The sequence below is a fragment of the Actinokineospora terrae genome (genome assembly GCF_900111175.1).
GTDB lineage: Bacteria > Actinomycetota > Actinomycetes > Mycobacteriales > Pseudonocardiaceae > Actinokineospora > Actinokineospora terrae.
Genome location: NZ_FOGI01000012.1, coordinates 70,059 through 95,799, shown reverse-complemented (window position 1 = coordinate 95,799; position 25,741 = coordinate 70,059). Strand labels below are relative to the sequence as shown.

The following is a 25,741-nucleotide window of genomic DNA, read 5'->3' as shown; positions in this document are numbered from 1 at the left end:
GTAGCCGGTCCAGGACTGGTCCTGTCGCGCGAAGCCGCAGGTCCCAGCAGGCGGAAGGCGGGCTGGTGGGGTGGGGCCGCGGGTATGTTGGCGGAGGCCCGACCTCGAGGCCTCGTGGTGGGGGGGTTCGATGAAGGGTGCGCTGGATGCCTGAGGGGTTCCCCGACCTGATCGCGGTGGTCGACGATGTGACCGGGTTGGTAGGGCGGACACCGTTGGTGCGGCTCAGGCGGGTCGCGCGGGGGGCTCCGGCGGCGGTGTTGGTGAAGGTGGAGGCGGCCAATCCGGCGGGGAGTTCGAAGGACCGGGCGGCGCTGTCGATGGTGCGGGCGGCGGAGGCCAGCGGGGAGCTGCGGCCGGGTGGGGTGATCTTCGAGGGGAGCTCGGGCAACACCGGCATCGCGCTGGCGATGATCGGCGCGGCGCTCGGATACCGGGTGGTCGTCGTGGTGCCGGACCGCAGCAGTCAGGAGAAGCTGGGGCTGTTGCGGGCGTACGGCGCGGAGGTCGTGATCACCCCGGCGCTGCTGCCCGCCGAGCACCCCGACCAGGTGCGCGCGCTCGCCGCCCGGCTGGCCGCGCAGACCCCCGGTGGCTGGTACGCGGGCCAGTACGACAACCCCGCCAACATCGACGCCCACTACACGACGACCGGCCCGGAGATCTGGGCGCAGACCGGGGGCGCGGTGACGCACCTGGTCGCGGGCATCGGCACCGGCGGAACCCTGACCGGCGCGGGCCGCTACCTGCGGGAGGTGTCCGGCGACCGGGTCCAGGTGGTCGGCGCGGACCCGGAGAGCTCGGTGTACGGCGGCGGCTCGGGTCGTCCGCACCTGGTGGAGGCGACCGGCCGCTTCGTGCACCCGGACACCGGCGCCGACGTCTGGCCCCGGTCCTACGGCCCGTCTGTCGCCACGACCGTGCGGCAGGTGCCCGACCGGGAGTCCATCGCGATGACCCGCGCCCTCGCCAGGGAGGAGGGCCTGCTGCTCGGCGCCTCCGGCGGACTGGCGGTGGCGGCCGCGGTCGCGTTGGCCCACACGCTCGGCCCGGACGACGTGGTGGTGGCCATCGCGCCCGACTCGGGCCGGTCGTACCTCAGCAAGTACTTCGACGACGACTGGGTGAGCAGGCGCGGCTTCGGCCCGGACACCGGCCCCGTCCCGGCGGCGGCGTTCGTCACGATCCCGCACTCGGCGACCGTCGACCAGGCCAGGGCGGCACTGCGGCACGGCCACGCGCTACCGGTCGTGGTGCGCACCGCCGAGCAGACCGAACCGGTGTCCCTGGCCCAGGTCATCGGCTCGGCATCACCCGAGGACTTGCGCGACGCGGCACCCCAGGACCTCGTCGTCGACCACCTCGGCCCCGCCCTACCCCTCGCAGGCGCGCACGAACCGGTATCGACCGTCCGCGACCGCCTCACCCCGACCCAGGACGCCGTCGTGATCACCCACGACGGCCTGGTCATCGCCGTCCTCCCCCGCTCCGAACTCGACGACCGGACGACAGGAATCGGTGACCTCGTCACCGCACTCCGCGATTAGGCGCAGTCCGGTGTGCGCGCAGGATCCGTGATCCGCGTGGCTGCTGAGCTCGGTTGGTCCCGATGTGGTACTCGCCGCGTGAGTGCGTTGGCCAACCCAGCGCCGCCGCAGCCGCTACTCGTACATCTGGCGCATCTCCGCCGCTCGCAGGTATTTCGACGCCGCCGACTGGAGACGGCTCGCGCTGTCCTCCAGGTGGGACAGGTTCTTGGCCGCCGTGTACAGCAACGACACCGTGTCGGGATCCACGATCGAGCCGAGCCTGCGCGCGTCCTTGAGTTCGGCCAGGAGTTGGTTCATGAGCACGTACGCCTCGGTGTCGGTCGAACGCAGCCGCTCGACCGTGTCCGCGAGCACCTGATCTCGCTCGCGCATGGCCCTCGCTATGACCGCCTCCAGTTGGTCGGCGGTCACCGGAATGGTGGACGAGAGTTGCTCGACGCCGGATTCGGCGTCTCTCTTCCACTTCGCCAGGACTCGGGTGGGATACTTGGTCGCATTCCACTTGGCGTCGACCGAACGGTGGTGTCGAGTGCAGAGGTAGATCAGGTTGGGGAAGTCGTTGCGCGCCTCGTCGCTCATCGACGGCCCGTCGTCGTACCGGGCGCCGCCTGCGTTGAGTGCGCGGATGTGGGCGATCTCCAACGCGAGAACCCACCGGTCGTCTTCCTTCGCCAGGAGCGGAGCGGTGCATCCCGGCTTGTAGCAGGTGCGTGAGCTGAAGGCGGTCAAAGCAGCTCGGACACCAGGTGTGTAGTAGCGGTCGGCCAAGTGAACTCCTTGCCGGGTAGCCCTTCTGATTCTGGGCGGACCGTAGCGTGCCGCACCGACAGCCCCAGGGTCTCGACGTGGTCGAGCCCGTGCTGACCTTTGCAGATCCACTCCCCGTCGTGGGGGTTGCCACCGTGTCGTCTCTCGATGCCGGATAGCCGTGTGGCCCCGGGGAGACCCGGGGGCCACACGGCTGAGCGAGGAGTGGTTACGCGGCGGCTGCTGCCTCGGCGGGCATGGTGTGGGTGCCTGCGGCGGAGCCGCGGGAGCGGAGGCGGTGGAGGAAGGCGAGGACGTGGGCTACCGGGCCGAAGAGGTCGACGGGGATTTCCTGGCCTACCTCGCAGGCGCTGTAGAGGGCTCGGGCCAGGGGAATGTCGCGGACGATGGGGACTCGGTGTTCGGCGGCGAGCTCGCGGATCTTGGCGGCGATGGCACCGGCGCCCTTGGCGACGACGCGGGGGGCGCCCTTGTCCGGGTCGTAGCGCAGGGCCACGGCGACGTGGGTGGGGTTGGCCATGACGACGTCGGCGGTGGGGATGTCGGACATCATCCGGTTGCGGCTCATGGCGAGCTGGCGGGACCGGATCTGGCCCTTGATCTCCGGGTTGCCGTCGGTGTTCTTGTGCTCGTCCTTGACCTGCTGCTTGGTCATCTTCAGCTCCTTGCCGACCCGGCGCTTGGCGACCAGGTAGTCGGCGACGCCCATGGCGAGGCCCGCGACGGCGGCGAGGCGGATCAGCGACAGGACGGTGTCCCCGAGGGTCGCGACCAGGGCCTGCAGCGGCAGCGACCCCGAGCCCATGATGGTCGGCACCAGGTCCTTCACCGCGGTGTAGAGCACCACCCCGAGGATGCCGCACTTGAGCAGCGTCTTGACCAGCTCCCACGCCGACTGCGGGCCGAACATCCGCTTGATGCCCTGCAACGGGTTGAGCCGCTTGAAGTTCGGCTTGAGCAGCTTGATCGCCGGCCGCAGTCCACCTTGGACACCGGCACCGAGCAGCACCGCCAGCAGGGTCGCGCCCAGCAGCGGGGCGATCGCCGAGGCGCCACCGGCGAAGGCGTCGCCGAGGATGGTGAAGGCGTCGGCCTGGTCGGGGTTGGCGATGAACTTCCCGATGCGCTGCAACAGGTGCGCGCTGCTGTCGAACAGGTCGCCGAAGACGCCGGGGATGACCCAGGTGGCCGCGAGTACCGCCGCCCACGCGCCCAGGTCCTGGGTGCGGGCGGTCTGGCCCTGGGACCTGGCCTCCTTGAGCTTCTTCGGTGTCGCCTTCTCGGTGGCGTCCTTGTTCGCGCTCATCGCCCGATCGCTTTCAGTACGGCGTTGGTCGCTTCCTCGGCGATGGCGTGCACCGCCTGCGGGAGCAGGGTGATGGCCAGCCCGACCATCACCAGCGTGAGACCCACCTTCGCAGGGAAACCGACCGAGAACGGGTTCAGCGCGGGTGCGACTCGGTTGAGCAGGCCGAGGCCGATGTCGGCGCAGAACAGCACCACGATCATCGGCCCGGCGATCAGGGTCGCCGCCAGGAACAACCGGCCTAGCCCGGTCGTGAGCACAGTGGCCAGTCCTTCGAGGGAGAACCCGCCACTGAGCGGCACCGCTTCATACGAAAGCGTGAATCCGCGCATCACCAACTGGTGGGCGTCGGTGGCGAACATCAACGCGGTGGCGGTCAGGCCGTAGAACCGGCCGAGCACACCGGCGTTGCCGGAGAACGACAGCGGGTCGTAGGCGAAGGCCAGCGAGAACCCGCCGAACACGTCGAGCAGGTCCCCCGCGGCCTGCACCCCGGCGAAGATCACGGCGGTCAGGAAGCCCAGCCCGGCTCCCACCACCACTTGCTCCACGGCGCTGATGGCCAGCGTCCACGTCTCGGCGCTCGGCGCGCTGGGGGCCAGCTTCGGCACCACCGGCAGCACGATCGCCACCCCCAGCATCGCCTTGATGGTGCCCGGGATCGCCCGCCCGTTGAACGGCGGACAGGTGATCAGCCACGCCACCGCCCGGATCACGGCCAGCAGCAGGGCCGGGAGCGTGCCTGCGGCGAGCTGGGCCTCCACCTCAGCCGACCAGCGACGGGATCCGCTCGTAGAGCCCGCCGGTGAAGCTGACGATCTCGTGCACCATCCAGCTCCCGGTGAGCAGCAGCGCGGCGGCGACGCCGATCGCCTTGGGCACGAACGACAGCGTCACCTCCTGGATCTGGGTGACCGACTGGAACAGCGAGATGCCGAAGCCGACGACGAGGGCGGTGAGCAGGATCGGGGCGGCGAGCTTGCCGGTGACCAGCATGGCCTGCACGCCCAGCTCGATGATGGTGGTGTCGTTCACGGCGTTCCCTTTACGTGTAGGTGCCGACGAGGGCGGTGATGAGCAGGCCCCAGCCGTTGGCGAGCACGAAGAGCAGGAGTTTGAACGGCAGCGCGACGGTCACCGGGGGCAGCATCATCATGCCCAGCGACATCAGCGACGCCGAGACGACCATGTCGATGACCAGGAAGGGGATGAACAGCACGAAGCCGATCAGCATGGCCGCCCGCAGCTCGGAGAGCACGAAGGCCGGGATCAGGGTGGTCGTCGGGACGTCGGCCGCGTTGGCGGGCTTCGCGTCTCCTGCGACCTTGGTGAACAGCGCGATCTCCTCGGGGCGGGTCTGCTTGAGCATGAACTCGCGTAGCGGCTTCATCCCGTCGGTGAAGGCGACGGACTGCGACTTCGCACCGCTGAGGTAGGGCTGCACGCCTTGCGCGTTCACCTCGCTGACCACCGGTCCCATGATGAACAAGCTCAAGAACAGCGCCAGCCCCGCCAACACCTGGTTCGGCGGGACGTTGGTCAATCCAAGGGCATTGCGCGTGATGCTGAGCACAACGAAGACCTTGGTGAAGCTGGTGCACAGCAGCAGCAGCGACGGCGCGACCGACAGCGTCGTCAGCAGCAGCAGGATGACGATGGACTCCGACGGCTTCTCCGGGGTCCCCACGGTCACCGTGACGCCGTTGGGCTCGGTCGGGCCGGTCGGCCCCGAGGGCTGGCCCGCCGTCGCGGTGGGCGCGGCGGGGGTCTCGGTCTGCGCCGAGGCCGACCCGGTCGCGCCGAGCAGCCCGATCAGCACCACCAGCAGCGCCAACACGCTGGAGCGCTTGAACCCGCCCAACCGCGCCGGACCCGTGTCCACTGTCCCGGCCGAGTCGACCGTCCCGGCCGCGTCGACAGTCTCGACCACCGCGGCGCTCACTTGCGCACCGACCGCTCGCGCAGCGCGTCCAGCGCCTGCTTCCACGTGCTCGGCGACAGCACCGAACCCGCCAGCGCCCCCTGCGCGGGCTTGTCCACCGGGGACAGCTCGCCCGGCTTCGTAGGGTCGGCGGGCTTGCTGGGCTCGGGCAGGGCGAACACCTCCGCGTCGGCCACGTGCAGCAGGCTCACCTGGTGGTCGGTCACCCCGAGCACCAGCGCGGTCTTGTCCACCTGCACCACGGTGACGCTGGCGCCCCGGGAGAGCTGGGTGCGCGCGAGCACGTCCATGGTGCCGCCGCGGCGGCGGTTGCGCATCGGCCTGCGGGCCAGCCGCGCGGCCAGCCAGAGCGCGCCGAGCACCAGCAGCAGGGCGATGAACACCCGCAGCAGCTCGGCCATCAGATGGCGTCCGCCGTGGGGCCCGCCAGGATCTCGGTGATCCGGATCCCGAAGTTCTCGTCGATCACCACGATCTCGCCGCGCGCGATGAGCCTGCCGTTGACCAGCACGTCGGCCGGGGCACCGGCGGCCCGGTCGAGCTCGATGACCGAGCCGGAGCCCAGCGAGAGCAGCTCGCGCACGGTCATCCTGGTGCGGCCCAGCTCGACGGTCACCTCCATCTCGACGCCGCTGAGCAGGTCCATCGCCGAGGCGGTCGAGCGCGTCGGCGTCCCGGACGCGCGCGGCGCCGGGGTGCTCGGGGTCAGCGTGGACAGCGCGATCACCGCCTGCATGGCCGCCCCCGCGGTGAGCGGGACGCCGACCAGGGTGCCGCTCTCGGCCATCGCGGCGAGCGCGGCCTCCGGGGTGGTCTGCCTGCCCGGTCCGGGCACCGAGCCGAGCACCTTGGCCGCCGCCTCCAGCGCCGGGGCCACCGCCGCGCCCAGGTCCAGCTCGCCGAGCGGGCTCGACTTGAGCGCCTCGACCAGCTCCTGGTTGACCAGCACCGCCAGGGTGCCCTGCGTCTGCCCGCTCAGGTCCGCGCAGACGGCCGCGCCGGGCAGCGCGAGGGTGCTGGGGTCGGAGACGGGGGATCCCACGGTGAGCGCCTCACTGGCGGGCAACACGGTCAACGCGGCCTCGGCGGCGGCGCGCACGGCGGCGGCGGAGTCGGTGTGCGTGCTGGTGCTCATCCGGGGAAGTCCTCCTTGTTCGCGGACACGACCTGGCAGGCAAGGCGGGTGCCCTGCTTCGTGGCGACGGCGTGGCCGAACACGCGGCCCGCCGTGGTGATGTCGAGCGGGCGGCTCACCGGGTGGCCCAGCGACAGCAGGTCGCCGGGGCGCAGGTCGAACAGGTCGTTGGAGCGCAGCTTGGCCGGGGCGAAGCGGACCGACACGTCGACCGGGACCTCGCGCAGGCCCTGGGTGAGCAGGTCGCGGGCGGCGGCCTGGGCGGCGCGCTCACCGGCGGTGGTCTCGTCGCTCTCGCTGTGGCGCTGCAGGGAGGGCAGCACGGACTGCAACGGCACGGTCAGCGTCAGCACGCTCTCCGCCTCGCCGATGTGCAGCTCGAAGGTGGCGGTGACCATCACGTCCGCCGGGCCGCCGACCTGCACCAGCTGCGGGTTGTACTCCAGCGCGCCCAGGATCGGGTCCACCCGGACGAACTCGGCCAGCCCGATCTTGAGCTCGGTGAGGATGTCGCCGAGCAGGTCGCGGATGAGCGGGGTCTCCAGGTCGGTCAGCGGCCGCACGTGCTGCTTGCCGCCGGGACCGCCGAGCAGGTGGTCGATCAGGGTCAGCGCGGCGACCTGCGGCAGCTCCAGGATGGCGGTGCCGGGCAGCGGGTCGAACCGCAGCGGCGCGACGACGACCGGGTCCACCTCGCGCGCGAGGTACTCGTCGGTCGAGATCTGGTCGACCGAGGCCACGGCGACGCGGCAGACCACCCGCAGCTGCGAGGTCAGCAGGATGGCGAGCCGGTGCGCGAACGTGTCGTAGGCCAGTTGCAGCGTGCGCAGGTGCTCGCGCGGCAGCTTCGCCGGGCGCAGGAAGTCGTAGCTGGCCAGCGGACGCCCGTCGGTGATGAGCCCGCCGGTCTTCGCGCCGCCCGCCCGACGGCCCGGTGATGACGAAGGAGTCTGCACGGTGCCTCTATCGGTCGGGTCGCCGGAGATCTGAGTGACACGGCACCCGATATCGACCTATCGGGTGACACGGCCAGGTCTAAACCCGGGTGTGTCCGATCAGGACGGGCGATGTCCGGTTGGGCGGTGCGGTTGTCCCGGTGGGACCGGCGCGCGGGTCCCGATCGGACCGGGCGGGGTCCTGATCGGACCGGCGGGGCGGGTCCACAGCGGGTCGTGCCGGGCTGGGCCTTGCTGGTCGGGCTGTGCTGGTCGGTGCAGGGCTGGACTGTGCTGGTCGTGCTGGGCCGGGCTGTGCGGAACGGGGTAGAGCGGGGGTCCGATCGGGACCGGGCGGGGTCCTCGGTCGGAGCGGGGCGTCCTTCGTGGACGCGGGCGGTGCACGCCGGGACGGGGTGCCGGTCCGGTCGGCCGGGCTGGTGGCCGACCGGACGCGGCGCCGCGCCTCACTGCATGACGAACTCGGTGAGGTAGATGTCCATGACCTCTTCCTCGTACGCCGCCGAGATCTTCTCCTTGAGCTCCTTCTTCTGCTCCTCGCGCGCGGCGTTGCTCGACAGCTCCGCCACGGTCTTGTTGCTGAACTGGGCCACGGCCAGGTCCAGCGCCTTGGACCCGTCGAGCTTCTCGGTCACGTCGGCGGTGGCCTGCAGCGCCAGCTTCAGCTTCAGGTAGTGCCCGTCGGTGAGGTTCATCGTCACCGAGTCGAGCACCACGACGGTGCCGGGCTCCGGGGGAGCGGGCTCACCGGAGGAGCGGAAGAACAGGAAGTACGCCCCACCACCTCCACCGAGCAGCACCACGAGCACCAGGATCAGCAGCAGCTTCTTGTTGCCCTTCTTCTCCGGCGCGTCCGCATCGGCGGTCTTCTTCTCTTCGGTCTTGCTCATGGTCGTTCCTCCCTCCGGATCACTTCTCGCCTGCCGCGGTCGGCAGCAAGGCCTTCACTTCCGCGGACTGGTCGGACATCACGACCACCTCGACCCGGCGGTTGCGGGTCACCGAGAGGGGGTCGCTCGGGGCGTAGAGCGGTTTGGTGTCGGCGTAGCCCGCCGCGGTCATCCGCGACGAGGGCACGCCGTGGGCGAGCAGGTAGCGCACGACGCTGGAGGCCCGCGCGGTCGAGAGCTCCCAGGAACTGGGGTAGTTGCGCGTGGGCACCGGCAGCTGGTTGGTGTGCCCGCCGATCTCCAGGTGGTTGGGCAGCGAGGTCAGCGCCGGGGCGACCGCGTCGAGGACCTCCTTGCCCTGCAGCAGCAGCTCGGCGCTGTCGCCTGCGAACACCACCGAGCTGGTGACGATCGTGACGACCAGGCCGCGCTGGTCGATGGTGAACTGCACCGAGTCGGTGAGCCCCGCCTTGGCCAGCAGCTCGGTCATCTGCTTCTGCACCTCGCGCAGCTTGGCCACCTCCTCGCGGGCCTTCTCCAGGTCGGCGGCGGCCTTGGCCCGGTCGGACTGCTGGACCGCCTTCTCCGCGTCGCTCTTGCTCATCGTGGTCACGTCGGCGCCCTCGCCACCGGCCGCCGACTGCAGGTCGATCTTGTCGGGGCTGACGCCCGCGGTGTCCGGGCTGCCGGAGGCACCGCCGACCACCAGCGACTGGCTGCCGCCGAACGCGCCTGCCAGGCTCTCCTTGAGCTGGTCGAACTTCTTCGCGTCCACAGTGGACATAGCGAACATGACGATGAACAGCACCATCAGCAGGGTGATCATGTCGGCGTAGGTGAGCAGCCACCGCTCGTGGTTCTCGTGCTCCTCCTCGTGGCCGCCGCGCTTGCGCTTGCCGCCGCCGGACATCAGGCTGCCTTGTCCTGTTCACCGCTGGCAGGCACCAGGCTGCGCAGCTTGCGGGCGACCAGCCGCGGGTTGGACCCGGCCTGGATGGCCAGCACCCCCTCGAGGGCGAGCATCATCTGCTCGCACTCCAACTCGCTGATCCGCTTGAGCCGGTTGGCCATCGGCAGCCAGAACACGTTGGCGGTCATGACGCCGAACAGGGTCGCCACGAAGGCACCCGCGATCAGGTGGCCCAGCTCGCTGGGGTCGGCCAGGTTCTCCAGCACGTGCACCAGGCCGAGCACGGTGCCGATGATGCCGATGGTCGGCGCGAAGCCGCCCATGTCGGTGAAGATCTTGGCGCCGACCTTGTCGTGCTTGCGCTTGGTGTCGATCTCGGCTTCCAGGATGTCGCGGACTTCCTCGGAGTCGGTGCCGTCGATGGCCAGTTCCAGGCCCTTGCGCAGGAACGGGTCGTCGACCTTCTTGGCCTCGTCCTCCAGGGCCAGCAGGCCCTCGCGGCGGGCGCGGTCGGCGAGCTTGACCACGACGTCGATGACGGCGCCGCCCTCGATCTTGGGGGAGAGCATGGCGCGCTTCATCAGGCCGACCACGCCGATCGCGTCCTTCATCATGCCGCTGGCCATGGCCACGCCGAAGGTGCCGACGAAGACCAGGATGATCGGCGGCAGGAGGATGATCGACATCGGGTCGCCGCCCTCCATGAGCATGGAGACGACGATGGCGATGAGGGCGAGTCCCATGCCCGCCAGGCTTGCCGGGTCCATCAGATCCCCCTCTCCGGCAGGTGCAGCAACGTGGCCTCGCCGTCCTCGACGAGGGCGGGACCGGTGCGGTAGCCGTGATCGGCGGCTTCCTGGGCCTGGCCCAGGATGACCGCCCGGTGCTCGCGCACCAGCGCCGCCAGGTCGTCGAGCGACTGGGCGACCACGTACTTGGCCCCGTTGACCAGCGTGATGACCGTGTCCGGGGTGGACTCGGCGCGTTCGAGCAGGTCCGGGTTGAGCGCGAAGGGCTGACCGTTCAGCCGGTTGAGGAGTATCACAGCGTCCGTCCTTGGGGTGCCGTCGAGCTGGTTGGGCCCCTCCGTGGACCCCACTTGTCAAGACATCGGCGGGCGGTTCACCTGCTTGAGGTGAACCGCCCGCCCTAACCGCTAGCGCTTGAGGTTCATCAGGTCCTGGAGCAGCTCGTCGGAGGTGCTGATGATCTTCGAGTTGGCCTGGAAACCGCGCTGGGCGATGATCAGGTTGGTCAGCTCCTGGGCGAGGTCCACGTTGGACATCTCCAGCGCGCCGGAGACCAGCACGCCCATGCCGTTGCTGCCCGGGGCGTTGACCTGCGCGGCGCCGGAGTTGGCGGTGGCGCGGTAGAGCGAGCCGCCGATCTTCTCCAGGCCGGTGACGTTGGAGAACTTGGCGATGGCGATGCGGCCGATGTTCTGCTGCTGGCCGTTGGAGGCCAGGATGCCGACCAGGGTGCCGTCCGGCGAGAGCGAGTAGCTGGCGTAGGTGGTGGAGTCGATGGTCAGCGCGCCGATCGGCTGGGTCTGGTCGATGACACCCGCGGTGCCCATCCAGCCCTGCACCAGGCCGCCGTCGGCGGAGGTGAGGCGGCCCTGGGCGTCGGAGGCCATCGAGCCCGCGCGGGTGTAGGCCTGCTGGCCCGCGTTGTCGATGACGAAGAAGCCGTCACCCTGGATGAGCATGTCGCCGGTGCGGTTGGTCAGCTGGCTGTTGCCCTGGGTGAAGTTCACGCTGGTGCCCGCGGTCTTGACGCCGAGGCCGACCTGCGCGGGGTTCTGCGCCGCGGTGTTGGCGCCCGCCGCGGCGGCCGTGCGGATGCTCTGGCTGAGCGCGTCCTCGAAAACCACCGCCGAGCTCTTGAACCCACTGGTGTTGACGTTGGCGATGTTGTTGCCGGTGACGTCCATCATGGTCTGGTGGCTGCGCAGGCCGCTGATGCCCGCGAAGAGGGAACGCAACATGTGGTTTCCAGCCTTCTTCTCGTGTTCGACTGAGGTCTGTCGGAGGGGATCTCGAATCGGGGAGGTGCCCCGGGGTGAGCTTGGTGGCCGCGTGGCGCGGCGTGGATCAGCTGGTGCGCTGGCCGGTGACCAGCGCGAGCGGCACGTCCGCGGTGCCGATGCGCACCGTGGGGCTGGCGCCGAAGGTGGCCGCGGTGACGGTCCCGGTGAGGGTCTCGCCGTCGACCTTGGTCTTGTAGCTGACCGACTTGCCGACCAGGGCGCCGGCCTGCGCGCTCAACGTGGAGGTGAGCATGCTGGTCTGCGACTCCGCCAGCGACGACAGCTTCTCCACCTGGGTCAGCGTCGCGGTCTGGGTCATGAACGCGGTGGGGTCGGCCGGGCTGCTGGGGTCCTGGTAGCGCAGCTGGGCGACCAGGAGCTTGAGGAAGGCCTGCGAGTCCAGCGAGGTCAGCGGGCTGCCCTTGGTGCTGCCCGCCGCGGCGGTCTGGCCGGTCGTGGTGGTACCCGAGATGGGGGTGGTCATGGGTCTCCTCGCTCCTAGGCGTGCAGGTCGAGCACACCCGCGGTGCGCGCGGGTGCGGCTGGGCCGGTCGACCTGCCGGTCGCGGCCTGGCTGTTCTGGCTGGTCCGGGTGCCGCGGCCGCGGTCGGCGGCCGCGGCGGTCCACTGGTCCCACTGGGCGCGCTGCGACCACTGGTCGCCGCTGCCCTGGCCGGTGCCCGCGAACCCGCTGTCGCCGAGCTGGCAGGAGCCGAACCCGGCCTTCTCCAGCTCGCGGCGCAGCTCCGGCAGCGCGGCGCGCAGCGCCTCGCGGCCCGCGTCGGTGGCACTGCCCAGGTCGATGTGGATGTCGCCGCCGGAGATCCGCGCGGTCAGGCTGACCGGGCCGAGGTCGACCGGGTGCAGGTGCACGGTGAGCTCGTGCTCGCCGTTGTGGCCGCGCAGCGGGCTCAGCTCGGCGGCGAGCTGGTGGGCGTTCTGGGTGTGCACCGGGGCGTGCGGCGCCGGTGGCGCGGCCGGGGTGTCGACCGCCTGCACCCGAGCCATGTCCACAGTGGCCAGTCCGGCGACCGGAGCGGTCACCGTCGTCTGGTCCTGAGTGGACTGGAGGACCGGTGTGGTGTCGGGGGTGGGCAGCTGGACCTGCTCGATCTGCTCGACCTGGGCGGTGGTGTCCACGCCGGGGGTCGGCTGACCGTTGTCCGACGAGCTGTCCTTGGCGTCGTCCTCGGTGGACTTCTCGCCGGTGGCCCGCGCGGTGACCCCGCTCGGCGCGGTCTGCCCGGTGGCGGTCTCCGCCGAACCGGACGCGGTCGTCGAGGTGGTCGGCTTGGTGTGCTCGGCGGTCGCCTGCGCCGGGATCGGGGTCGCGACCGCGACGCCGTCGACCGGGGCCGTCTGCTGGGCCTCGGCCCGCACGGTCCCGGGAGGGGTGGTCGGCGCCTGGGCCGACAGGGTGGTCGCGTTGTCCACGAATGACTTGTCGGCAGGCGCGGCGGGGGACTGCAGCGGCACACCCTGGTCGCTGCCGGTCGGCACCCGTTCCGCACCCGGGGTGCCCGGGATCGGGGTGCTCGCGTCGCCGCTGACGGCCTGCGCGGTCGGTTCCGGCGCACTCGCCCGGGGGAGCGCCGCGAGGGCGGCAGCGTCCACGCTGGACCGCGCACCGGCCGGGAGAGCCGCGGCGGCGGGAGCCAGGTCGGGAGTCGCCGCGGCCTGGTCCTCGGCGGTCTGGACCGCGGTCGGCTGGGCGGTGATCTGCTGAGCGGTGAGCCGCTGGGGGGCGATCTGCTGGGTGGTGCCGAGCGGGGTCCCGGTGGACACCGCCGCCGCGGCGGGCTGGGACGCCGCGGCGGCGGGAGCCTGGGCCCCGTCCTCGGACGGCGCCGGGGGCGTGATCGCCGACCCGGTCGCCTGCCGCGCGGTCACCGGCTGGGCCACCGCGAGGGGTAGCCCGAGGGTCGGCACGACCACGGCCGAGATGAGCTCGGCGGAGGCGTCGGCCTGCTCCTGCGGGTCCTGCGCGGGGGGCGCGCCGGTGGCGGGCTGGGCGGGGGTCTGGTTCGGCGCGACCGGCGTGGTCGCGACGGCGAGCGCCTGCAGCAGGTCGGCGAAGGCGGGGGCGGTGTCCGAACCGGACTGCTCGCCCGCCTGCGCCGCGTCGACCGCCGAGGCGGGCCTGGTCAGCGCCGGGGTGAAACCGGGGATGGTCACGCCGCGACTCCGGAGTTGAGGTTGGCCATGATCTTGCGGACGTAGTTCTGCGTCTCGGTGTAGGGCGGGACGCCGTCGTACTTGCGCACCGCGCCGGGGCCCGCGTTGTAGGCGGCCAGCGCCAGCGGGACCGTCCCGAAGGTCTCCAGGTGGCTCTTGAGCAGCCGGGCGGCGCCGTCGACGGCCTGGCTCGGGTTCATCGCGTCGACGCCGAGGCCCTTGGCGGTCGAGGGCATCAGCTGCATCAGGCCCTGGGCACCGGCGCCGCTGACCGCGTTGGGGTTGTAGTTCGACTCGGCCTTGGCGACCGCGGACAGCAGGCCGGTGGGCAGGCCGTACTTCTGGGTCGCCTGGGTGAACAGCGAGGCGTAGGCCGAGGAGCCGCCGGAGGACACGCCGTACTTGCCGGTGAGCGCGGTCAGCGAGTCCGAGCTGGTCAGACCCGACAGGCCAGACAGACCGGAGAGGCTCGACAGGCCCGTCAGCGACGAGGTGGTCGCGGTGCTGGTCTCGGGCAGCACCCGGCGGATCGCGGTCGGCGTCTCGTAGACCTTGCCGACCTTGACGTCCTGGCCCGCCTCGGGCGCGTGGATCATCTTGCCGTCGCCGATGTAGATGCCGATGTGGTGCACCGGGGAGCCGAAGGCCACCAGGTCACCGGGCTTGGCCTGGTCGAGCGAGGCGACCGCGGTGCCGACCTTGGCCTGGTCGCGGCTGACCCGGGGCAGGTCCACACCCAGGTCGGCGTACACGCGCTGCACGAGGCCGGAGCAGTCGAGGCCGCTGTCGGGGTCGGTGCCGCCCCACACGTAGGGCACGCCGAGGTACTTCTGGGCGGCGGTGACCGCGTCGGCGCCGGTCGCGGAGCCCGCGGTGTCGGCCTGGCCGAGCGCGTCGGTGAGCGACGCGGCGAACTCGGAGCCCGAGGTGCCCTCCGCCTGGCGGGACGCCGGGACGACCAGCGCGTTGATCTCCGCCATCCGCGACATGATCGCCTGGATACCGCTCATAGGTTGTCTCCCCGCCCGTCGGTCCGCGCGTCCCCGCGCCGTTGCCCGGCCACTTCATCGGCAGCGCGCTGCTCGGCGGCAAGATTTGCGAGCCGTTCTTCCTCAGTCACCCGTTCGACTAGTTTTTCCACGCCGCGGCGGCGCTGGGCGGCCTCGCGCAGCCGACCGGCGTGCACCTCGGACTCCGAGCGCAGGGCCCGCTCGTGGGCGCGCGCCTCGCTCAGCGCGGAGGCCAGCGCCCGGCCCGCGGCGACCGCGGCCAGGTAGCTGACGGCGTCGCCGTCGCGCGGCCCGCCCCAGGCGCGCATCGACTCCGCGCGCGACTCCGCGTGCGAGCCCGCCTCGGCCAGCAGGGCGTTGGCCCTGGTGACCGCGCTCTTGGCGATGTCCTCCTGCGCGCGCCTGGCGCGCAGCACGGCGGCCAGCTTGGTGCGGATCGTCATCAGTGCCCTCCACCATCGGGTGCGCCGTGCAGCAACCGGGCCAGCTGCTCCCAGGCGGCGGTCGCGGGGACCTGGTCGTCGATGCTCTGGCGCAGGAAGTCAGTGATCGGGCCGCGCAGCGCCAGCGCGCGGTCGGCGTCGGGGTTGGTGCCCGGCACGTAGGCGCCGATCTCCACCAGCTCGCGCACGTCGCGCTGGGCGGCGAGCAGCCTGCGCAGCGTCGCCGAGTCGGCGCGCTGCTCGCGGGTGGTGATGGCACCGGTCACCCGCGACACCGACTCCAGCACCTCGATGCTGGGGAAGTGCCCGGCGGTGGCCAGCTTGCGGTCGAGCACCACGTGACCGTCCAGGATGGACCTGGCCGCGTCGGCGATCGGCTCGTTGTGGTCGTCGCCCTCCACCAGCACGGTGTAGAGCCCGGTGATGCCGCCGACCGGGGCGGGTCCGGCGCGCTCGAGCAGGGTGGGCAGCAGCGCGAACACCGAGGGCGGGAAGCCCCGGGTCGCGGGCGGCTCGCCCGCGGACAGGCCGACCTCGCGCTGCGCCATGGCGATGCGGGTGAGGCTGTCCATCATCAGCAGCACGTTCTTGCCGGTGTCGCGGTAGAACTCGGCGACGCGGGTCGCCACGAACCCGGCGCGCAGGCGCACCAGCGGCGGCTGGTCGGAGGTGGCGACGATGACCACCGAGCGGGCCAGGCCCTCGGGGCCGAGGTCGTTCTCCAGGAACTCGCGCACCTCGCGGCCGCGCTCGCCGATCAGGGCGATCACGGTGATCTCCGCCTGGGTGCCTCGGGTGATCATCGACAGCAGGCTGGACTTGCCGACGCCGGACCCGGCGAAGATGCCGATGCGCTGCCCGTGTCCACAGGGGACCATCGTGTCCAGCGCGCGCACGCCCAGCTGCAGCGGCTCGCTGATCAGCGAGCGTTCCATCGCCGAGGGCGGCGCCATGTCCACCGAGACCCGGGTCAGACCGGTCAGCGGCGGGCCGCCGTCCATCGGGTTGCCCAGGCCGTCGAGCACCCGGCCGCGCAGCTCCTCGCCGACCGCGATGCGCAGCGGGCCACCGGTGTTGACCACCGGGCTGCCCACGCCGACGCCGCCGAGCGGGCCGAGCGGCAGGCACACCACGCGCTCGTTGTCGAGCGCGACGACCTCGGCCAGCAGCGGCTGCTCGGCCGGGCCGATGCTCACCAGGTCGCCGATGCGGGCGACGATGCCCGCCACGGTCACCGCGAGGCCGACGACCCCGACGACCGCGCCGGTGCGGCTGGGCTTCGCGGCGGGCAGCAGGGCGGCGAACCGCTCGCCGAAGGCCGCGCTCTCGCGCAGGCTTGTGTTCTCGCGCAGGCTTGTGTTCTCGCGCAGGATCGTGGTCACGGTGCCAGCTCCGCCCTGACCCTGGCCAGTGCGGCGCCGAGGGTCGCGTCGACGGTCGAGACCGCGGTCTGGGCGATCGCGTCGCCGCGCGCCATGCCGGGGTCGCCGACCAGGATGACCTGCTTGCCGGGGGTGGGGTCGCCGTCCGCGGTCAGCTCGACCAGGTCGAGCGGGTTGACCCGCACGGTGACCGCCGCGGTGGCGGGCAGGCCGTCGATGGCCCGCGCCAGCCCGGCCCGCGCGCTCTCGGTCACCGCGACCGAGAGCTGGGTGCCCAGCATCGCCTCGGCCAGCTCGACCGCGGCGGCGAGCACCTCGGCGGCCAGGTCCTCGGCGCGGCGCACGGTGGTGCCCAGCACCTGGGCGGCCGCGTTGTCCACAGCGGACACCGCGAGCGCGGTGCGGTGCGCCCGGTCGGCCAGCAGCCGGTCCAGCTCGGCCTTGGCGGTGGCCCGCGCGGCCGTGGTGGCCTCGCGCGCCTCGCGCATGCCCTGCGCCCAGCCGGTGGCGTAGCCCTCGGCGTGCGCGCCTGCGCGGCCGGACTGGTTGACCGAGGTGACCCCGATCTGGAACGGCACGGCGGCGTCGTCGCCGCGCACCACGGTGCCGACCCGCTCAGGCGACAAACTCATCGTCATCTCCTCGCCGCAGCACGATCTGACCGGACTCCTCGAGCGTGCGGATCTCGCCGATGATCTTGGCCTGGGCCTCCTCGACGACCCGCAGGCGGATCGCGCCGAGCACCTCGATCTCCTCGACCAGGCTCTCCGCCGCGCGCTCGGAGAGGTTGCGCAGCACCTTGTCGCGCACGTCGTCGCGCACGCCCTTGAGCGCGGTGGCCAGGTCGGCCGGGGAGACGTTGCGCAGCACCAGCTGCAGCGACTTGTCCTCGATGCCGACCAGGTCCTCGAACATGAACATCTGGCTGCGGATCTCGTCGGCCAGCTCGGGCGAGCGCTTGGCCAGACCGTCCAGGATGGACCGCTCGGTGGCCCGGTCGGACCGGTTGATGATGTCCACCAGCGGGCCGACACCACCGATGCTGGACACGTCGGAGGGCTGCAGCAGCGAGGACAGCTTGCGCTCGAGCTGGTTCTCCAGCTTGCGCACGATCTCCGGGGAGGTGCGGCCCATGGTCGCCACCCGCAGCGCCACCTCGCTCTGCCGCTCGGGGGCGAGCCCGCCGAGCACCGCGGAGGCCAGGTTGGCAGGCATGTGCGCCAGCACCAGCGCCACCGTCTGCGGGTGCTCGTCCTGCACGAACGAGAGCACCTGGCGGGGCTCGGCCCGCTGCAGGAAGCGGAACGGCACGTCGACCATGGTCGCGCCGATGCGGTCGACGATCTCGTCGGCGCGGTCGTGGCCCAGGGTCTCGATGAGCAGCTCGCGGGCGTAGTCCATGCCGCCGTGCGCCACGTGCTTGCGCGCCTTGGCCATCGCGTGGAACTCGTCGAGCACGGTGGTGGTGAAGCCCGCGTCGACGGCGCCGAGCCGGGCGACCTCGGCGGAGAGCATCTCCACCTCGGCCTCGCGCAGCTTCGAGAGCACCTTCGCCGAGCCGTCCTTGCCCATCTTCAGCAGCAGCACCGCGGCCTTGCGCAGGCCCTCGGGGGTGTTGGCGGTGTCCGACATGGTGGTCAGGCCCCCTTCGTCGCGAGCCAGCCGCGCAGCAGCCTGGCCACCTCGTCGGGCTGCTCGTCGACGAGCGCCTCGATCTCCTTGAGCTTGCGTTCCTGCGCGCCGCCGTCGCTGTCGCCGCTGAGGCCGCCACCGATGGCGGTCAGCTCGCTGGCGGACTCCAGGCGGGACTTCTCCTCGGCGGCCTCCAGGGCGACGGCCCTGGTGCGCTCCAGCTCGACCTTGATCTCGTCGAGCCGCTGCATCTCCGCGGCCTGCAGCACCCGGTTGCGCTTGCGGCGGCGGCGGCTGGCGAACCAGGTCACCAGCAGCAGCACCACGACCGCGAGCGCGGCGGCGCCCTGCTTGATCAGCGTCAGCTGCTCGGCCTTGCCCGCGTCGGCCTGCTGGGTGGCGAGCTCCTGCTGGGCGGCGTCGGCGGTGCTGGTGTTGAACTTCATCGAGTTCACCGCGAGCGTGTCGCCCCTGGTGGTGTTCAGGCTGACCGCGGAGGCCGCCAGCTCCCGGATCTGCGCCAGGTCGGCGCCCGCGGCGGTGTTCTCGTCGATCAGCACGGCGACCCCGAGCTTGCGCACCTGGCCCGGCGCGTTCTTGCGGGTCTCGATGACCGAGTTGACCGCGTTGTCGCGCACCGCCTTCTGCTGCGAGTAGGTGCCGTTGCCGTCGGTGGTGGTGCCGGTGCCGGTGGCGCCCGAGGTGGTGCCGTTGGTCTGGCCGAGCACGCCGCCGTTGGCGCCCGCGGCGCCCGCGCCGGTCCCGGTGTAGGTCTCGTCGGTGGTGCTCTCCGACAGCGCGGGGGCGTCGGACTTGGTGTAGGTCTGGGACTTGGTCTCCGAGGTGTCGAAGTCCAGGTCCGCGGTCACCTTGACCACCGCGTGGTTGGGCCCGACGACCTGGGTCAGCAGCGACTGCAGCGAGCTGGACAGGCGCTGCTCGTAGGCGGCGGTCTCCTGCTGGCGGGTGCTGGTCGAGCCGGAGTCGCCCTGGCCGGGGGCCGCGAGCACGGTGCCGTCGGACCCGGCGACGGTCACGTTGTCGGGGTCCATGCCCTCCACCGCGGAGGCGACCAGGTGCACGACGGTCTGGACCTGGTCCGAGGACAGCTTCTTGCCGCCGGAGGTGGCCACCATGACCGACGCGGTCGGCTTGCTGGAGTCGTCGGAGAAGACGTCCTTGGTGGGGATCGCCAGGTGCACGGTGGCCGCGGTGACGCCGTCGATCGACTTGATCGTCTTGGTCAGCTCGCCCTCGAGCGCCCGCTGGTAGGTGACCTGCTGCATGAACTCCGAGGTGGTCACGCCCTGCTGGTCGAGCAGCGCGTAGCCGGTGTCCTCGGAGGACGGCAGGCCCGCGCTGGCCATCTTCAGCCGCAGGTCGTAGAGCTGGTCGGTCGGCACCATCACGGTGGTGCCGCTGTCGGCGAGCTCGTACGGGGTGCCCGCGGTGGTCAGCTCGTCGACGATCGCCGAGGCGTCCTTGGCCGCGAGGTTGGTGAACAGCGGCGAGTAGTTCGTCGTCGCCGCGAAGAACGTGAAGTAGGCCCAGATCCCGATGCCCGCGACGAGCACGCCCGCCACCACGACGATCTTCTGGCCCAGCGAGAAGGCCTTGAACCCGTCGACAACCCTGCGCAGCAACACCATGATCCGGTCCTGGTTCACGCCTGCAGCCTCATGATCTCCTGGAAGGCCTCGATGGCCTTGTTGCGGACCTGGACCGTGAGCTGGGTGGTCAGGTTGGCCTCGGTGGCCGCGGCGAGGTAGTTGTGCACGTCGATGTCCGAGCCGGTGGCGGCCTTGACGGCCAGCTCACTGGCCCGGTCCTGCACCTGCTGGCTGCTCTCCAACGCCTTGCCGATGATCGCGCCGAAGCCGGACCCGGAGGCCGACTCGGCAGCGGAGGTCTCGCCGAGGGAGATCGGGGCGACGACGGCGGGCGGGGCGATCGCGGATGTCACCGCGCTGATGGGGCTGCTCACGCGTTCTTCCCGAGGTTGAGTGCGGCCTGGTAGGCCGAGGTGGCCCGCTCGACGGCGGCGATGTTGGCCTGGTACCCGCGCTGGGCCATGATCAGGTAGCCCATCTGCTCGCTGAGGTCGATGTCCGGGTACTTGACGTAGCCACCGGCGTCGGCCAGCGGGTGGGTCGGCTCGTAGACCATCCGGCCGGTCTTGTCCCCGGAGAGCACCTGCGAGACAACGGTTCCGTTGTGCGTCGGCAGCTCCTTGGCGACCACGAACCGCTCCTGGAACGCGTTGCCGCTGGTCGGCGCGACGTTGTTGATGTTGGCCATGTTGTCCGAGACCGCGTCGAGCCACTTGCGGTGCACCGAGACGCCACTGGCGGCGGTGTCGATGATGTTGAACACGGTCAGCGCACACCCTTCAGCACGGTGCTCACGAGCCCGTACCGGTCGTCCATGGCGCGCAGCATCAGCTGGTAGCGCAGCCCGGTCTCGGTGGAGCCCAACGTCTCCTCGTCGAGGTTGACGTTGTTGCCGTCCTGCCTCGCGGCCAGGTTCGAGGTCGACACCGACGCCCGCACCCCGGTCGCGCCGCCGCCGCTCGAGATCGCCTGGGCCAGCGCGGTCTCGAACTCGACCTTCTTGGCCTTGTAGCCGGGGGTCTCGATGTTGGCGATGTTGTTGGCCTGCACCCGCTGGCGCATCGCCAGTCCGTCGAGCGAGGCCCGCACGGCCTGCGTGGTGAGATCGTCGAACACGACCGGTGCTCCTTCATGCCGGTTGGGTCGCCGATCCGTGGCGGGTGAACTCCGAGCGTTCCGTGCTCAGGCGCTTCTTCGGCTCCGTGGAGAGAAGAATGAGCCGGCAGCGGTGGTGCACCGGTCGTCGTTCGGTTGCCACTCGGGTGCTCTTCCACCAGGTCAGACCCATGGTCATCGCAGTGGCCCCGATCACAGGGGTGCGCGCGGAGATCACCGGGGGTCCACACCGGGGGCACACGCGCAACCGCGCCCGCGACCTGGGAGGAGGTGGTCGCGGGCGCGGTCGATCACGCGGCGGGGCCAGGCCCCGCCGCGGGTCTCTTCAGTTGGTCACAGCGCCGCTGAGCGCGGCGCGGCTGTTCGCGTCGGTGCTGATCACGTTGCCGCCGTTCACATCGCGACGTCGACGTAGCTGGGTCGGGCCGGGTCGCGCCGGTCCTCGACCATCTTGCCGATCACCAGCGAGTGCATCGCCGCGCCGGACATGGCCGCGGCGAGCTTGGTCGCGACCTCCAACTGCCTGCGCAGCACCGCGTCCGCGCGCGGGCGCATGTCCAGCGGCAGCGGGCCGAGACCGGCAGGCGGGGTCCACGGGTCGAACTTGGGCAGCTCGCGCAGCATGTGCTCCTCGAGCAGCAACGCCTCCGCGGAGGCCACATCGGACTCCAGCCGGTCGAGCGCCTGGGCCCAGGCCCGGTTCCACGCGCTCGCCGTGCCGCTCACGACTTGCCGTTCGCCGCGGGGAGGGCCTCGACAGCCTCCCGCCACGCGTCGCGCAGCGGCTCGACGATGCCCAGCGCCGCGCGCACCGCGGCGGCGTCCTGGGCGATGTTGGCGCGCATCAGCGCCGCGAGCAGGAAGGCGTAGATCCCGGCCAGGTCCTTGCCGCCCTCCCAGGCCTCCGGGCGCAGGGAACCCTGCAGCTCCAGCAGGATGTCCTGGGCGTGCAGCAGCAGCTCCGACGCCGCCGAGCGGTCACCGGCGTCGACGGCGTCCGCGCCGCGGGCCAGGTCGAGGCAGAGCCGGTCGTAGAGCATGACCAGCAGGCGACCCGGGGTCGCGGTCGTGACCGAGTCAGCGAGGTAGCGCTGGCGCAGTGCGGGGCTCGACATCAGGGGTTCTCCTAGCTCAGGCTCGAGAGCTGGCTGGAGAGCCAACTCGACTGGTCCTTCAGCTTGCCGAGCGCGGTTTCCAGGTTGGTGTACTGCCGCTGCAGTGCCACCTTCTTGGCGGCCAGCTTGCCGTCCCAGTCGGTGATCTGGTCGTTGAGCTTGCGGACGTAGGCGTCGCCGTTCTGGATGACCAGAGTGAGCTTGCCGGTGGTGCTGTTGGTGACCCCGTCGGCCACCTCGGTGTAGCGGCCGGTCAGCGTGGTGCCGATCTGGGCCTTCACCGCCGCGGGGTCCTTGCCCGCCGCGGCCAGGAACGCGGTGCGGTCGAACTTCAGCGCGCCCGTGCGGTCGAGTGACACACCGGAGGTGCTGAAGGTGCCGTTCGGGACGCCGCTGCTCACCGAGGTGAGCAGTTGGTCGCGCAGGCTGCGCACCATCGGGTTGCCCGAGAGCACGCCCCCCGTCTTGGTGGTCGCGTTGTAGGCGGTGTAGCCGTCGATCAGCGACAGCGCCGAGTTCACCGCGGTGACCAGGGTCTGGGTGGCGTCGGCCGCCTTGCCAGGGTCGGCCGTCGTGGACACGGTGATGCCGGACTCGACCTTGTTCGCGGTGACCGTCACCCCCGGGATGAGGCCGGTGAAGGTGTTGTCCGCGCTGGAGAGCTTGTAGCCGCCCGCGAGGGGGTTGCCGACGGTGACGACACCGTCCGCGCCCTGCGTCATGACCGCGGTCGGGTTGGTGAGCCCGGAGACGCTGAACGCCTTCGCCGCACCGGTGCCGGTGGCGGAGAACTGCAGCACCTGGCCGGTGGTGGTGGTCAGCACCGTCGCCCGCACCCCGGCGTTGGCGCCGTTGATGGCGTCCGCGACTCCCTGGGGGGTGTTGGTGGTGATCGGGACGTTGACCGTCTTGTCGCTGAACACCAGGTCCAGCGAGGCGCCCGCGGCGGGCGTGCCGGAACCCGGCACCGCCGAGGTCAGCACGTGCGTGGCGGCCAGCGAGGTCACGTCGAAGGTGGCGGTACCGGCCAGCGCGGTGGTCGACGCCGCGACCGAGACCGCCGAGGACGACGAGGTGGCCTTCACCGCGGTCCAGGTGGTGGACGCGGCGAGGTCCTTGGCCGCGTTCTGCACCGCCAGCATGCGGGTGTTGATGGCCTGGTAGGCGGTGGTGAGCTTCTGCTGGTCGCTCACCTTGCCCTTGAGGCGGGTCTGCGGCGCCGCCTCGAGGCTCATCAGCTGGGAGATGATCGAGGTGGTGTCCAAACCGGTGACGAGTCCGTCGACACTTGTCATGGAGGGGCCTTCTTCTTCGTCCGGGGTCGACCACTACTTCGGCCGCTGGCGGCCGGGCATGAGAAAAGCCCGGGCACTGATCTGGCTGATCAGTGCCCGGGCCGTGTTCACTCAGCCACGCAGGAGCTGCAGAACGCTCTGCGGGGCCTGGTTCGCCTGGGCGAGCATCGCGGTGCCCGCCTGGGACAGGATCTGCGACCGGGTGAACTTGACCATCTCCTGCGCCATGTCGGTGTCGGTGATCGCCGACTTGGACGCCGAGAGGTTCTCCACCTGGACGTTGATGTTGTTGATGGTGTGCTCGAACCGGTTCTGGTACGCACCCAGCTGGCTGCGGGCGGTCGACAGGTTCTTGATCGCGGCGTCGACGGCGTCGATCGCGTTGCGGGCGTTGGTGGTGTTGTTGAGCGACACCGTGTTGCCGACGCCGAGGCCAGCGCTGTCGAAGCCGGTGGCGGTGGAGCCGGTGGTGCCCGCGACCGCGGTGCCCGCGGTCAGACCAGCAGCCGACGAGGAGACGGTGATGGTCTCGGCCTGGGCGACCTTGGACGAGATCTTCAGGTCCGCGCCCGCCTTGGTGGCGACGAACGAGGCGCTGAAGCTGGCGTTGCCGTTGAGCTGGTTGACAACGTCGTCCAGGCTGGACGGGCTGTTCAGCGTGACCGTGGCACCGTTGCCGCCGATGGAGGCGGTGATGGTCTCGGTGTCGAGAGCCGCGCTGAAGGTACCCGAGAGGGTGTTGCTGGCCTTGGTACCGGCGGCACCGAACACCGACGCGTCCATGGACACGTTGATGCGGTCGTCGGTGGTGTTGTTGGCGCCGACCTGGAAGGAACCGGTGTAAGCGGTACCGCCTGCGGTGCCAACGGCCAGCAGCTTCTGGCCGCCGAAGGAGGTGGTCTTCGCGATCCGGTCCAGCTCGGACTGCAGCTGGCCGAACTCGGTCTGGGCCGCCGCCTGGGCGTTGGTGTCCTGCGAACCGCCGTTGGCGGCCTGGACAGCCAGGTCACGCATGCGCTGCAGGATCTCGGCCGACTCGTTCAGGGCGCCATCGGCGGTCTGAACGACGTTGACGCCGTCCTGGGCGTTGCGGGTCGCTACCTTGAGGCCGCCGATCTGGGACTGGAGCCCCTGGGCGATCGACATGCCCGCGGCGTCGTCCGCGGAGCGGTTGATCCGCAGGCCAGACGAGAGCTTCTCCAGCGAGCCCTGCATCTGCTTGTCGTTGACCGACAGGTTGCGGTACGCGTTCATGGCAGCGATGTTGGAGTTGATGCGCAGACTCATGATGTTTCCTCCTTGAAGAGAGTCCCAATCCCCGCCCTTCCGTGGGCAGGCACCGAGTAGTTCGGCGGTCCCCGCCGGGATCTGAGGTTCCGGCGGAAGTTTTTTCCTGGATCAGGCGGACATGTCCATCGGGACGCCCTGCGCGGTCGTCTTGGCGAGACGGGTGCGCAGGGTGCCCTGCGCCGCGACGGCGGCGTAGTACGAGGCGCGGCGGCGCGCGGCGCAGCCGTCCGGCTTGTCCGACGAGGACACCCGCTCGGGGTCGAGCTGGGAGTTGATGCCCTCGCGCAGCAGAGCGGTGGCCTCGGCGCGCAGCTGCGAGACCCGCGACTCGGTGACCCCGAGCCGCTCGGCGATCTCGGCCATCGGCCGGTTGTTGAAGTAGTACTCCTCGACGACCACGCGCAGCCGCTCCGGCAGCACCTCGACCGCGTCGCGCAGGTACCCGACCCGCTCGCGCTCGACGATGAGGTCCTCGGGGGTGGCCCGCTCGTCCGGGATGACCATCTCGGAGGCCTCGGGGCCGTCGGTGACGACCGACTGCAGGCTGACCACGAAGGAGCGCTGCACGTCGTCGCGGATGGACACCACGGTGCGCACGTCGGTCTCCAGCGCGGCGGCGAGCTCGGCGTCGTTGGGGACCCGGCCGTGCTCGGCGACGAAGGCGTCGCGGGCGCCCTCCAGCTTGCGGACCTTGCCGCGCACCGAGCGGCTCGCCCAGTCCTGGCCGCGCAGCTCGTCGAGCAGCGCGCCGCGGACGCGGACCGCGGCGTAAGCCGGGAACGGGACACCGCGGGAGGGGTCGTAGGCGTTGGCGGCGGCGACGAGGGCCTCGGAGCCCGCGGAGAACAGCTCGTCGCGGCGGACGTGCGCGGGGACCCTGGCCAGCATCTCGCGGACCACGTGGCCGACGAGCGGCAGGTTGGCCGCGATGAGGCCGTCGGTGTCGGTGGTGCGAGTGGTGCCCGGGTTCTCCGCCATGTCGTTCCTCCGCCGCTGAAATCCATCTGGGACGTCCAGGCGGTTCGTCGGTCCGCCTCGATGTCACAAAGGTGAGGCCCGGGAGGTGCTGGCCAAGTGCCCTACGGGTGCGTCTCGGGTGCGACAGTCCCGGGAGGATTTCCGCGGATTCCTCAAGCGCGCCCCGGCCGCGTCGATAGGGCTTGACGAAGACCCATCGGAGAAGCCCC

General features: G+C 71.1%; 30 protein-coding genes. 1 reads left to right on the top strand and 29 read right to left on the bottom strand.

Annotated features, from left to right (window positions below; translation table 11 throughout):
• The first annotated feature begins 146 nt into the window (after positions 1 to 146).
• Positions 147 to 1,547, top strand: coding sequence for a PLP-dependent cysteine synthase family protein (locus BMY07_RS25915; protein WP_092784077.1), 1,401 nt, complete (start codon positions 147 to 149; stop codon positions 1,545 to 1,547).
• Positions 1,548 to 1,661: 114 nt separating this feature from the next.
• Here the strand turns inward: BMY07_RS25915 and BMY07_RS25910 are convergent, their stop codons facing one another.
• The 29 genes from BMY07_RS25910 to BMY07_RS25770 all read right to left on the bottom strand — a co-directional run bounded on the left by BMY07_RS25910 (position 1,662) and on the right by BMY07_RS25770 (position 25,532).
• Complete coding sequence (locus BMY07_RS25910; RefSeq protein WP_143073640.1) at positions 1,662 to 2,318, bottom strand: hypothetical protein; 657 nt, start codon at positions 2,316 to 2,318, stop codon at positions 1,662 to 1,664.
• A gap of 208 nt (positions 2,319 to 2,526) precedes the next feature.
• A complete protein-coding gene (locus tag BMY07_RS25905) occupies positions 2,527 to 3,624 on the bottom strand; it encodes an EscU/YscU/HrcU family type III secretion system export apparatus switch protein (RefSeq protein ID WP_092784071.1) in 1,098 nt (365 codons plus the stop codon).
• Positions 3,621 to 4,388: a flagellar biosynthetic protein FliR gene (locus BMY07_RS25900; protein ID WP_092784068.1), complete on the bottom strand. Its 768-nt coding sequence runs from the start codon at positions 4,386 to 4,388 to the stop codon at positions 3,621 to 3,623. The genes BMY07_RS25905 and BMY07_RS25900 overlap by 4 nt, the downstream gene beginning before the upstream one ends.
• 1 nt (position 4,389) lies before the next feature.
• Positions 4,390 to 4,659, bottom strand: a complete 270-nt coding sequence (fliQ, locus tag BMY07_RS25895) for a flagellar biosynthesis protein FliQ (protein ID WP_092784065.1) — start codon at positions 4,657 to 4,659, stop codon at positions 4,390 to 4,392.
• A gap of 10 nt (positions 4,660 to 4,669) precedes the next feature.
• On the bottom strand, positions 4,670 to 5,566 hold the full coding sequence (gene fliP / locus BMY07_RS25890; protein WP_245782663.1) for a flagellar type III secretion system pore protein FliP: 897 nt from the start codon (positions 5,564 to 5,566) through the stop codon (positions 4,670 to 4,672).
• Positions 5,563 to 5,967 (bottom strand): flagellar biosynthetic protein FliO, encoded by a 405-nt coding sequence (gene fliO / locus BMY07_RS25885; protein WP_092784060.1) that lies wholly within the window; start codon positions 5,965 to 5,967, stop codon positions 5,563 to 5,565. Before fliO ends, fliP begins: the two co-directional genes overlap by 4 nt.
• Positions 5,967 to 6,701 (bottom strand): flagellar motor switch protein FliN, encoded by a 735-nt coding sequence (fliN, locus tag BMY07_RS25880; protein WP_092784058.1) that lies wholly within the window; start codon positions 6,699 to 6,701, stop codon positions 5,967 to 5,969. The genes fliO and fliN overlap by 1 nt, the downstream gene beginning before the upstream one ends.
• Positions 6,698 to 7,657 (bottom strand): flagellar motor switch protein FliM, encoded by a 960-nt coding sequence (locus BMY07_RS25875; protein ID WP_092784055.1) that lies wholly within the window; start codon positions 7,655 to 7,657, stop codon positions 6,698 to 6,700. Before BMY07_RS25875 ends, fliN begins: the two co-directional genes overlap by 4 nt.
• A 446-nt stretch (positions 7,658 to 8,103) precedes the next feature.
• The gene (locus BMY07_RS25870; protein WP_092784053.1) at positions 8,104 to 8,547 is read right to left on the bottom strand and encodes a flagellar basal body-associated FliL family protein; all 444 of its coding nucleotides are present in this window, start codon (positions 8,545 to 8,547) and stop codon (positions 8,104 to 8,106) included.
• A gap of 19 nt (positions 8,548 to 8,566) precedes the next feature.
• Positions 8,567 to 9,457 (bottom strand): flagellar motor protein MotB, encoded by an 891-nt coding sequence (locus BMY07_RS25865; RefSeq protein WP_092784050.1) that lies wholly within the window; start codon positions 9,455 to 9,457, stop codon positions 8,567 to 8,569.
• Positions 9,457 to 10,224 (bottom strand): flagellar motor protein, encoded by a 768-nt coding sequence (locus BMY07_RS25860; RefSeq protein WP_143073639.1) that lies wholly within the window; start codon positions 10,222 to 10,224, stop codon positions 9,457 to 9,459. Before BMY07_RS25860 ends, BMY07_RS25865 begins: the two co-directional genes overlap by 1 nt.
• Positions 10,224 to 10,502 carry a flagellar FlbD family protein gene (locus tag BMY07_RS25855; RefSeq protein ID WP_092784047.1) on the bottom strand — a complete coding sequence of 93 codons (279 nt, stop codon included), beginning with the start codon at positions 10,500 to 10,502 and terminating at the stop codon, positions 10,224 to 10,226. Before BMY07_RS25855 ends, BMY07_RS25860 begins: the two co-directional genes overlap by 1 nt.
• Before the next feature lie 111 nt (positions 10,503 to 10,613).
• Positions 10,614 to 11,444, bottom strand: a complete 831-nt coding sequence (locus tag BMY07_RS25850) for a flagellar hook-basal body complex protein (RefSeq protein WP_092784044.1) — start codon at positions 11,442 to 11,444, stop codon at positions 10,614 to 10,616.
• A gap of 106 nt (positions 11,445 to 11,550) precedes the next feature.
• Positions 11,551 to 11,970, bottom strand: a complete 420-nt coding sequence (locus BMY07_RS25845) for a flagellar hook assembly protein FlgD (RefSeq protein ID WP_092784041.1) — start codon at positions 11,968 to 11,970, stop codon at positions 11,551 to 11,553.
• Between the two features lie 14 nt (positions 11,971 to 11,984).
• On the bottom strand, positions 11,985 to 13,661 hold the full coding sequence (locus tag BMY07_RS25840; RefSeq protein WP_092784038.1) for a flagellar hook-length control protein FliK: 1,677 nt from the start codon (positions 13,659 to 13,661) through the stop codon (positions 11,985 to 11,987).
• A complete protein-coding gene (locus BMY07_RS25835; protein WP_092784035.1) occupies positions 13,658 to 14,671 on the bottom strand; it encodes a transglycosylase SLT domain-containing protein in 1,014 nt (337 codons plus the stop codon). The genes BMY07_RS25840 and BMY07_RS25835 overlap by 4 nt, the downstream gene beginning before the upstream one ends.
• A complete protein-coding gene (locus BMY07_RS25830; RefSeq protein ID WP_092784032.1) occupies positions 14,668 to 15,114 on the bottom strand; it encodes a flagellar export protein FliJ in 447 nt (148 codons plus the stop codon). Before BMY07_RS25830 ends, BMY07_RS25835 begins: the two co-directional genes overlap by 4 nt.
• Positions 15,114 to 16,496, bottom strand: coding sequence for a FliI/YscN family ATPase (locus BMY07_RS25825; protein WP_245782662.1), 1,383 nt, complete (start codon positions 16,494 to 16,496; stop codon positions 15,114 to 15,116). Before BMY07_RS25825 ends, BMY07_RS25830 begins: the two co-directional genes overlap by 1 nt.
• A complete protein-coding gene (locus BMY07_RS25820; RefSeq protein ID WP_177215771.1) occupies positions 16,493 to 17,128 on the bottom strand; it encodes a FliH/SctL family protein in 636 nt (211 codons plus the stop codon). The genes BMY07_RS25825 and BMY07_RS25820 overlap by 4 nt, the downstream gene beginning before the upstream one ends.
• A complete protein-coding gene (gene fliG / locus BMY07_RS25815; RefSeq protein WP_092784026.1) occupies positions 17,112 to 18,128 on the bottom strand; it encodes a flagellar motor switch protein FliG in 1,017 nt (338 codons plus the stop codon). The genes BMY07_RS25820 and fliG overlap by 17 nt, the downstream gene beginning before the upstream one ends.
• 5 nt (positions 18,129 to 18,133) lie before the next feature.
• On the bottom strand, positions 18,134 to 19,795 hold the full coding sequence (fliF, locus tag BMY07_RS25810; protein WP_092784023.1) for a flagellar basal-body MS-ring/collar protein FliF: 1,662 nt from the start codon (positions 19,793 to 19,795) through the stop codon (positions 18,134 to 18,136).
• A complete protein-coding gene (gene fliE, locus BMY07_RS25805; protein ID WP_092784020.1) occupies positions 19,792 to 20,112 on the bottom strand; it encodes a flagellar hook-basal body complex protein FliE in 321 nt (106 codons plus the stop codon). The genes fliF and fliE overlap by 4 nt, the downstream gene beginning before the upstream one ends.
• On the bottom strand, positions 20,109 to 20,501 hold the full coding sequence (locus BMY07_RS25800) for a flagellar basal body rod protein FlgC (RefSeq protein WP_092784017.1): 393 nt from the start codon (positions 20,499 to 20,501) through the stop codon (positions 20,109 to 20,111). Before BMY07_RS25800 ends, fliE begins: the two co-directional genes overlap by 4 nt.
• 2 nt (positions 20,502 to 20,503) lie before the next feature.
• Complete coding sequence (locus BMY07_RS25795) at positions 20,504 to 20,854, bottom strand: flagellar basal body rod protein FlgB (protein ID WP_092784014.1); 351 nt, start codon at positions 20,852 to 20,854, stop codon at positions 20,504 to 20,506.
• A gap of 393 nt (positions 20,855 to 21,247) precedes the next feature.
• Positions 21,248 to 21,580 (bottom strand): hypothetical protein, encoded by a 333-nt coding sequence (locus tag BMY07_RS25790; protein ID WP_092784011.1) that lies wholly within the window; start codon positions 21,578 to 21,580, stop codon positions 21,248 to 21,250.
• Complete coding sequence (gene fliS / locus BMY07_RS25785; protein ID WP_092784008.1) at positions 21,577 to 21,969, bottom strand: flagellar export chaperone FliS; 393 nt, start codon at positions 21,967 to 21,969, stop codon at positions 21,577 to 21,579. Before fliS ends, BMY07_RS25790 begins: the two co-directional genes overlap by 4 nt.
• Before the next feature lie 11 nt (positions 21,970 to 21,980).
• Entirely contained in the window at positions 21,981 to 23,264 is a 1,284-nt protein-coding gene (gene fliD, locus BMY07_RS25780) for a flagellar filament capping protein FliD (protein WP_092784005.1), read from the bottom strand.
• A 111-nt stretch (positions 23,265 to 23,375) separates the two neighbouring features.
• The gene (locus tag BMY07_RS25775) at positions 23,376 to 24,551 is read right to left on the bottom strand and encodes a flagellin N-terminal helical domain-containing protein (protein WP_092784002.1); all 1,176 of its coding nucleotides are present in this window, start codon (positions 24,549 to 24,551) and stop codon (positions 23,376 to 23,378) included.
• Positions 24,552 to 24,662: 111 nt separating this feature from the next.
• Positions 24,663 to 25,532 (bottom strand): sigma-70 family RNA polymerase sigma factor, encoded by an 870-nt coding sequence (locus BMY07_RS25770; RefSeq protein ID WP_092783999.1) that lies wholly within the window; start codon positions 25,530 to 25,532, stop codon positions 24,663 to 24,665.
• Positions 25,533 to 25,741 lie beyond the last annotated feature (209 nt).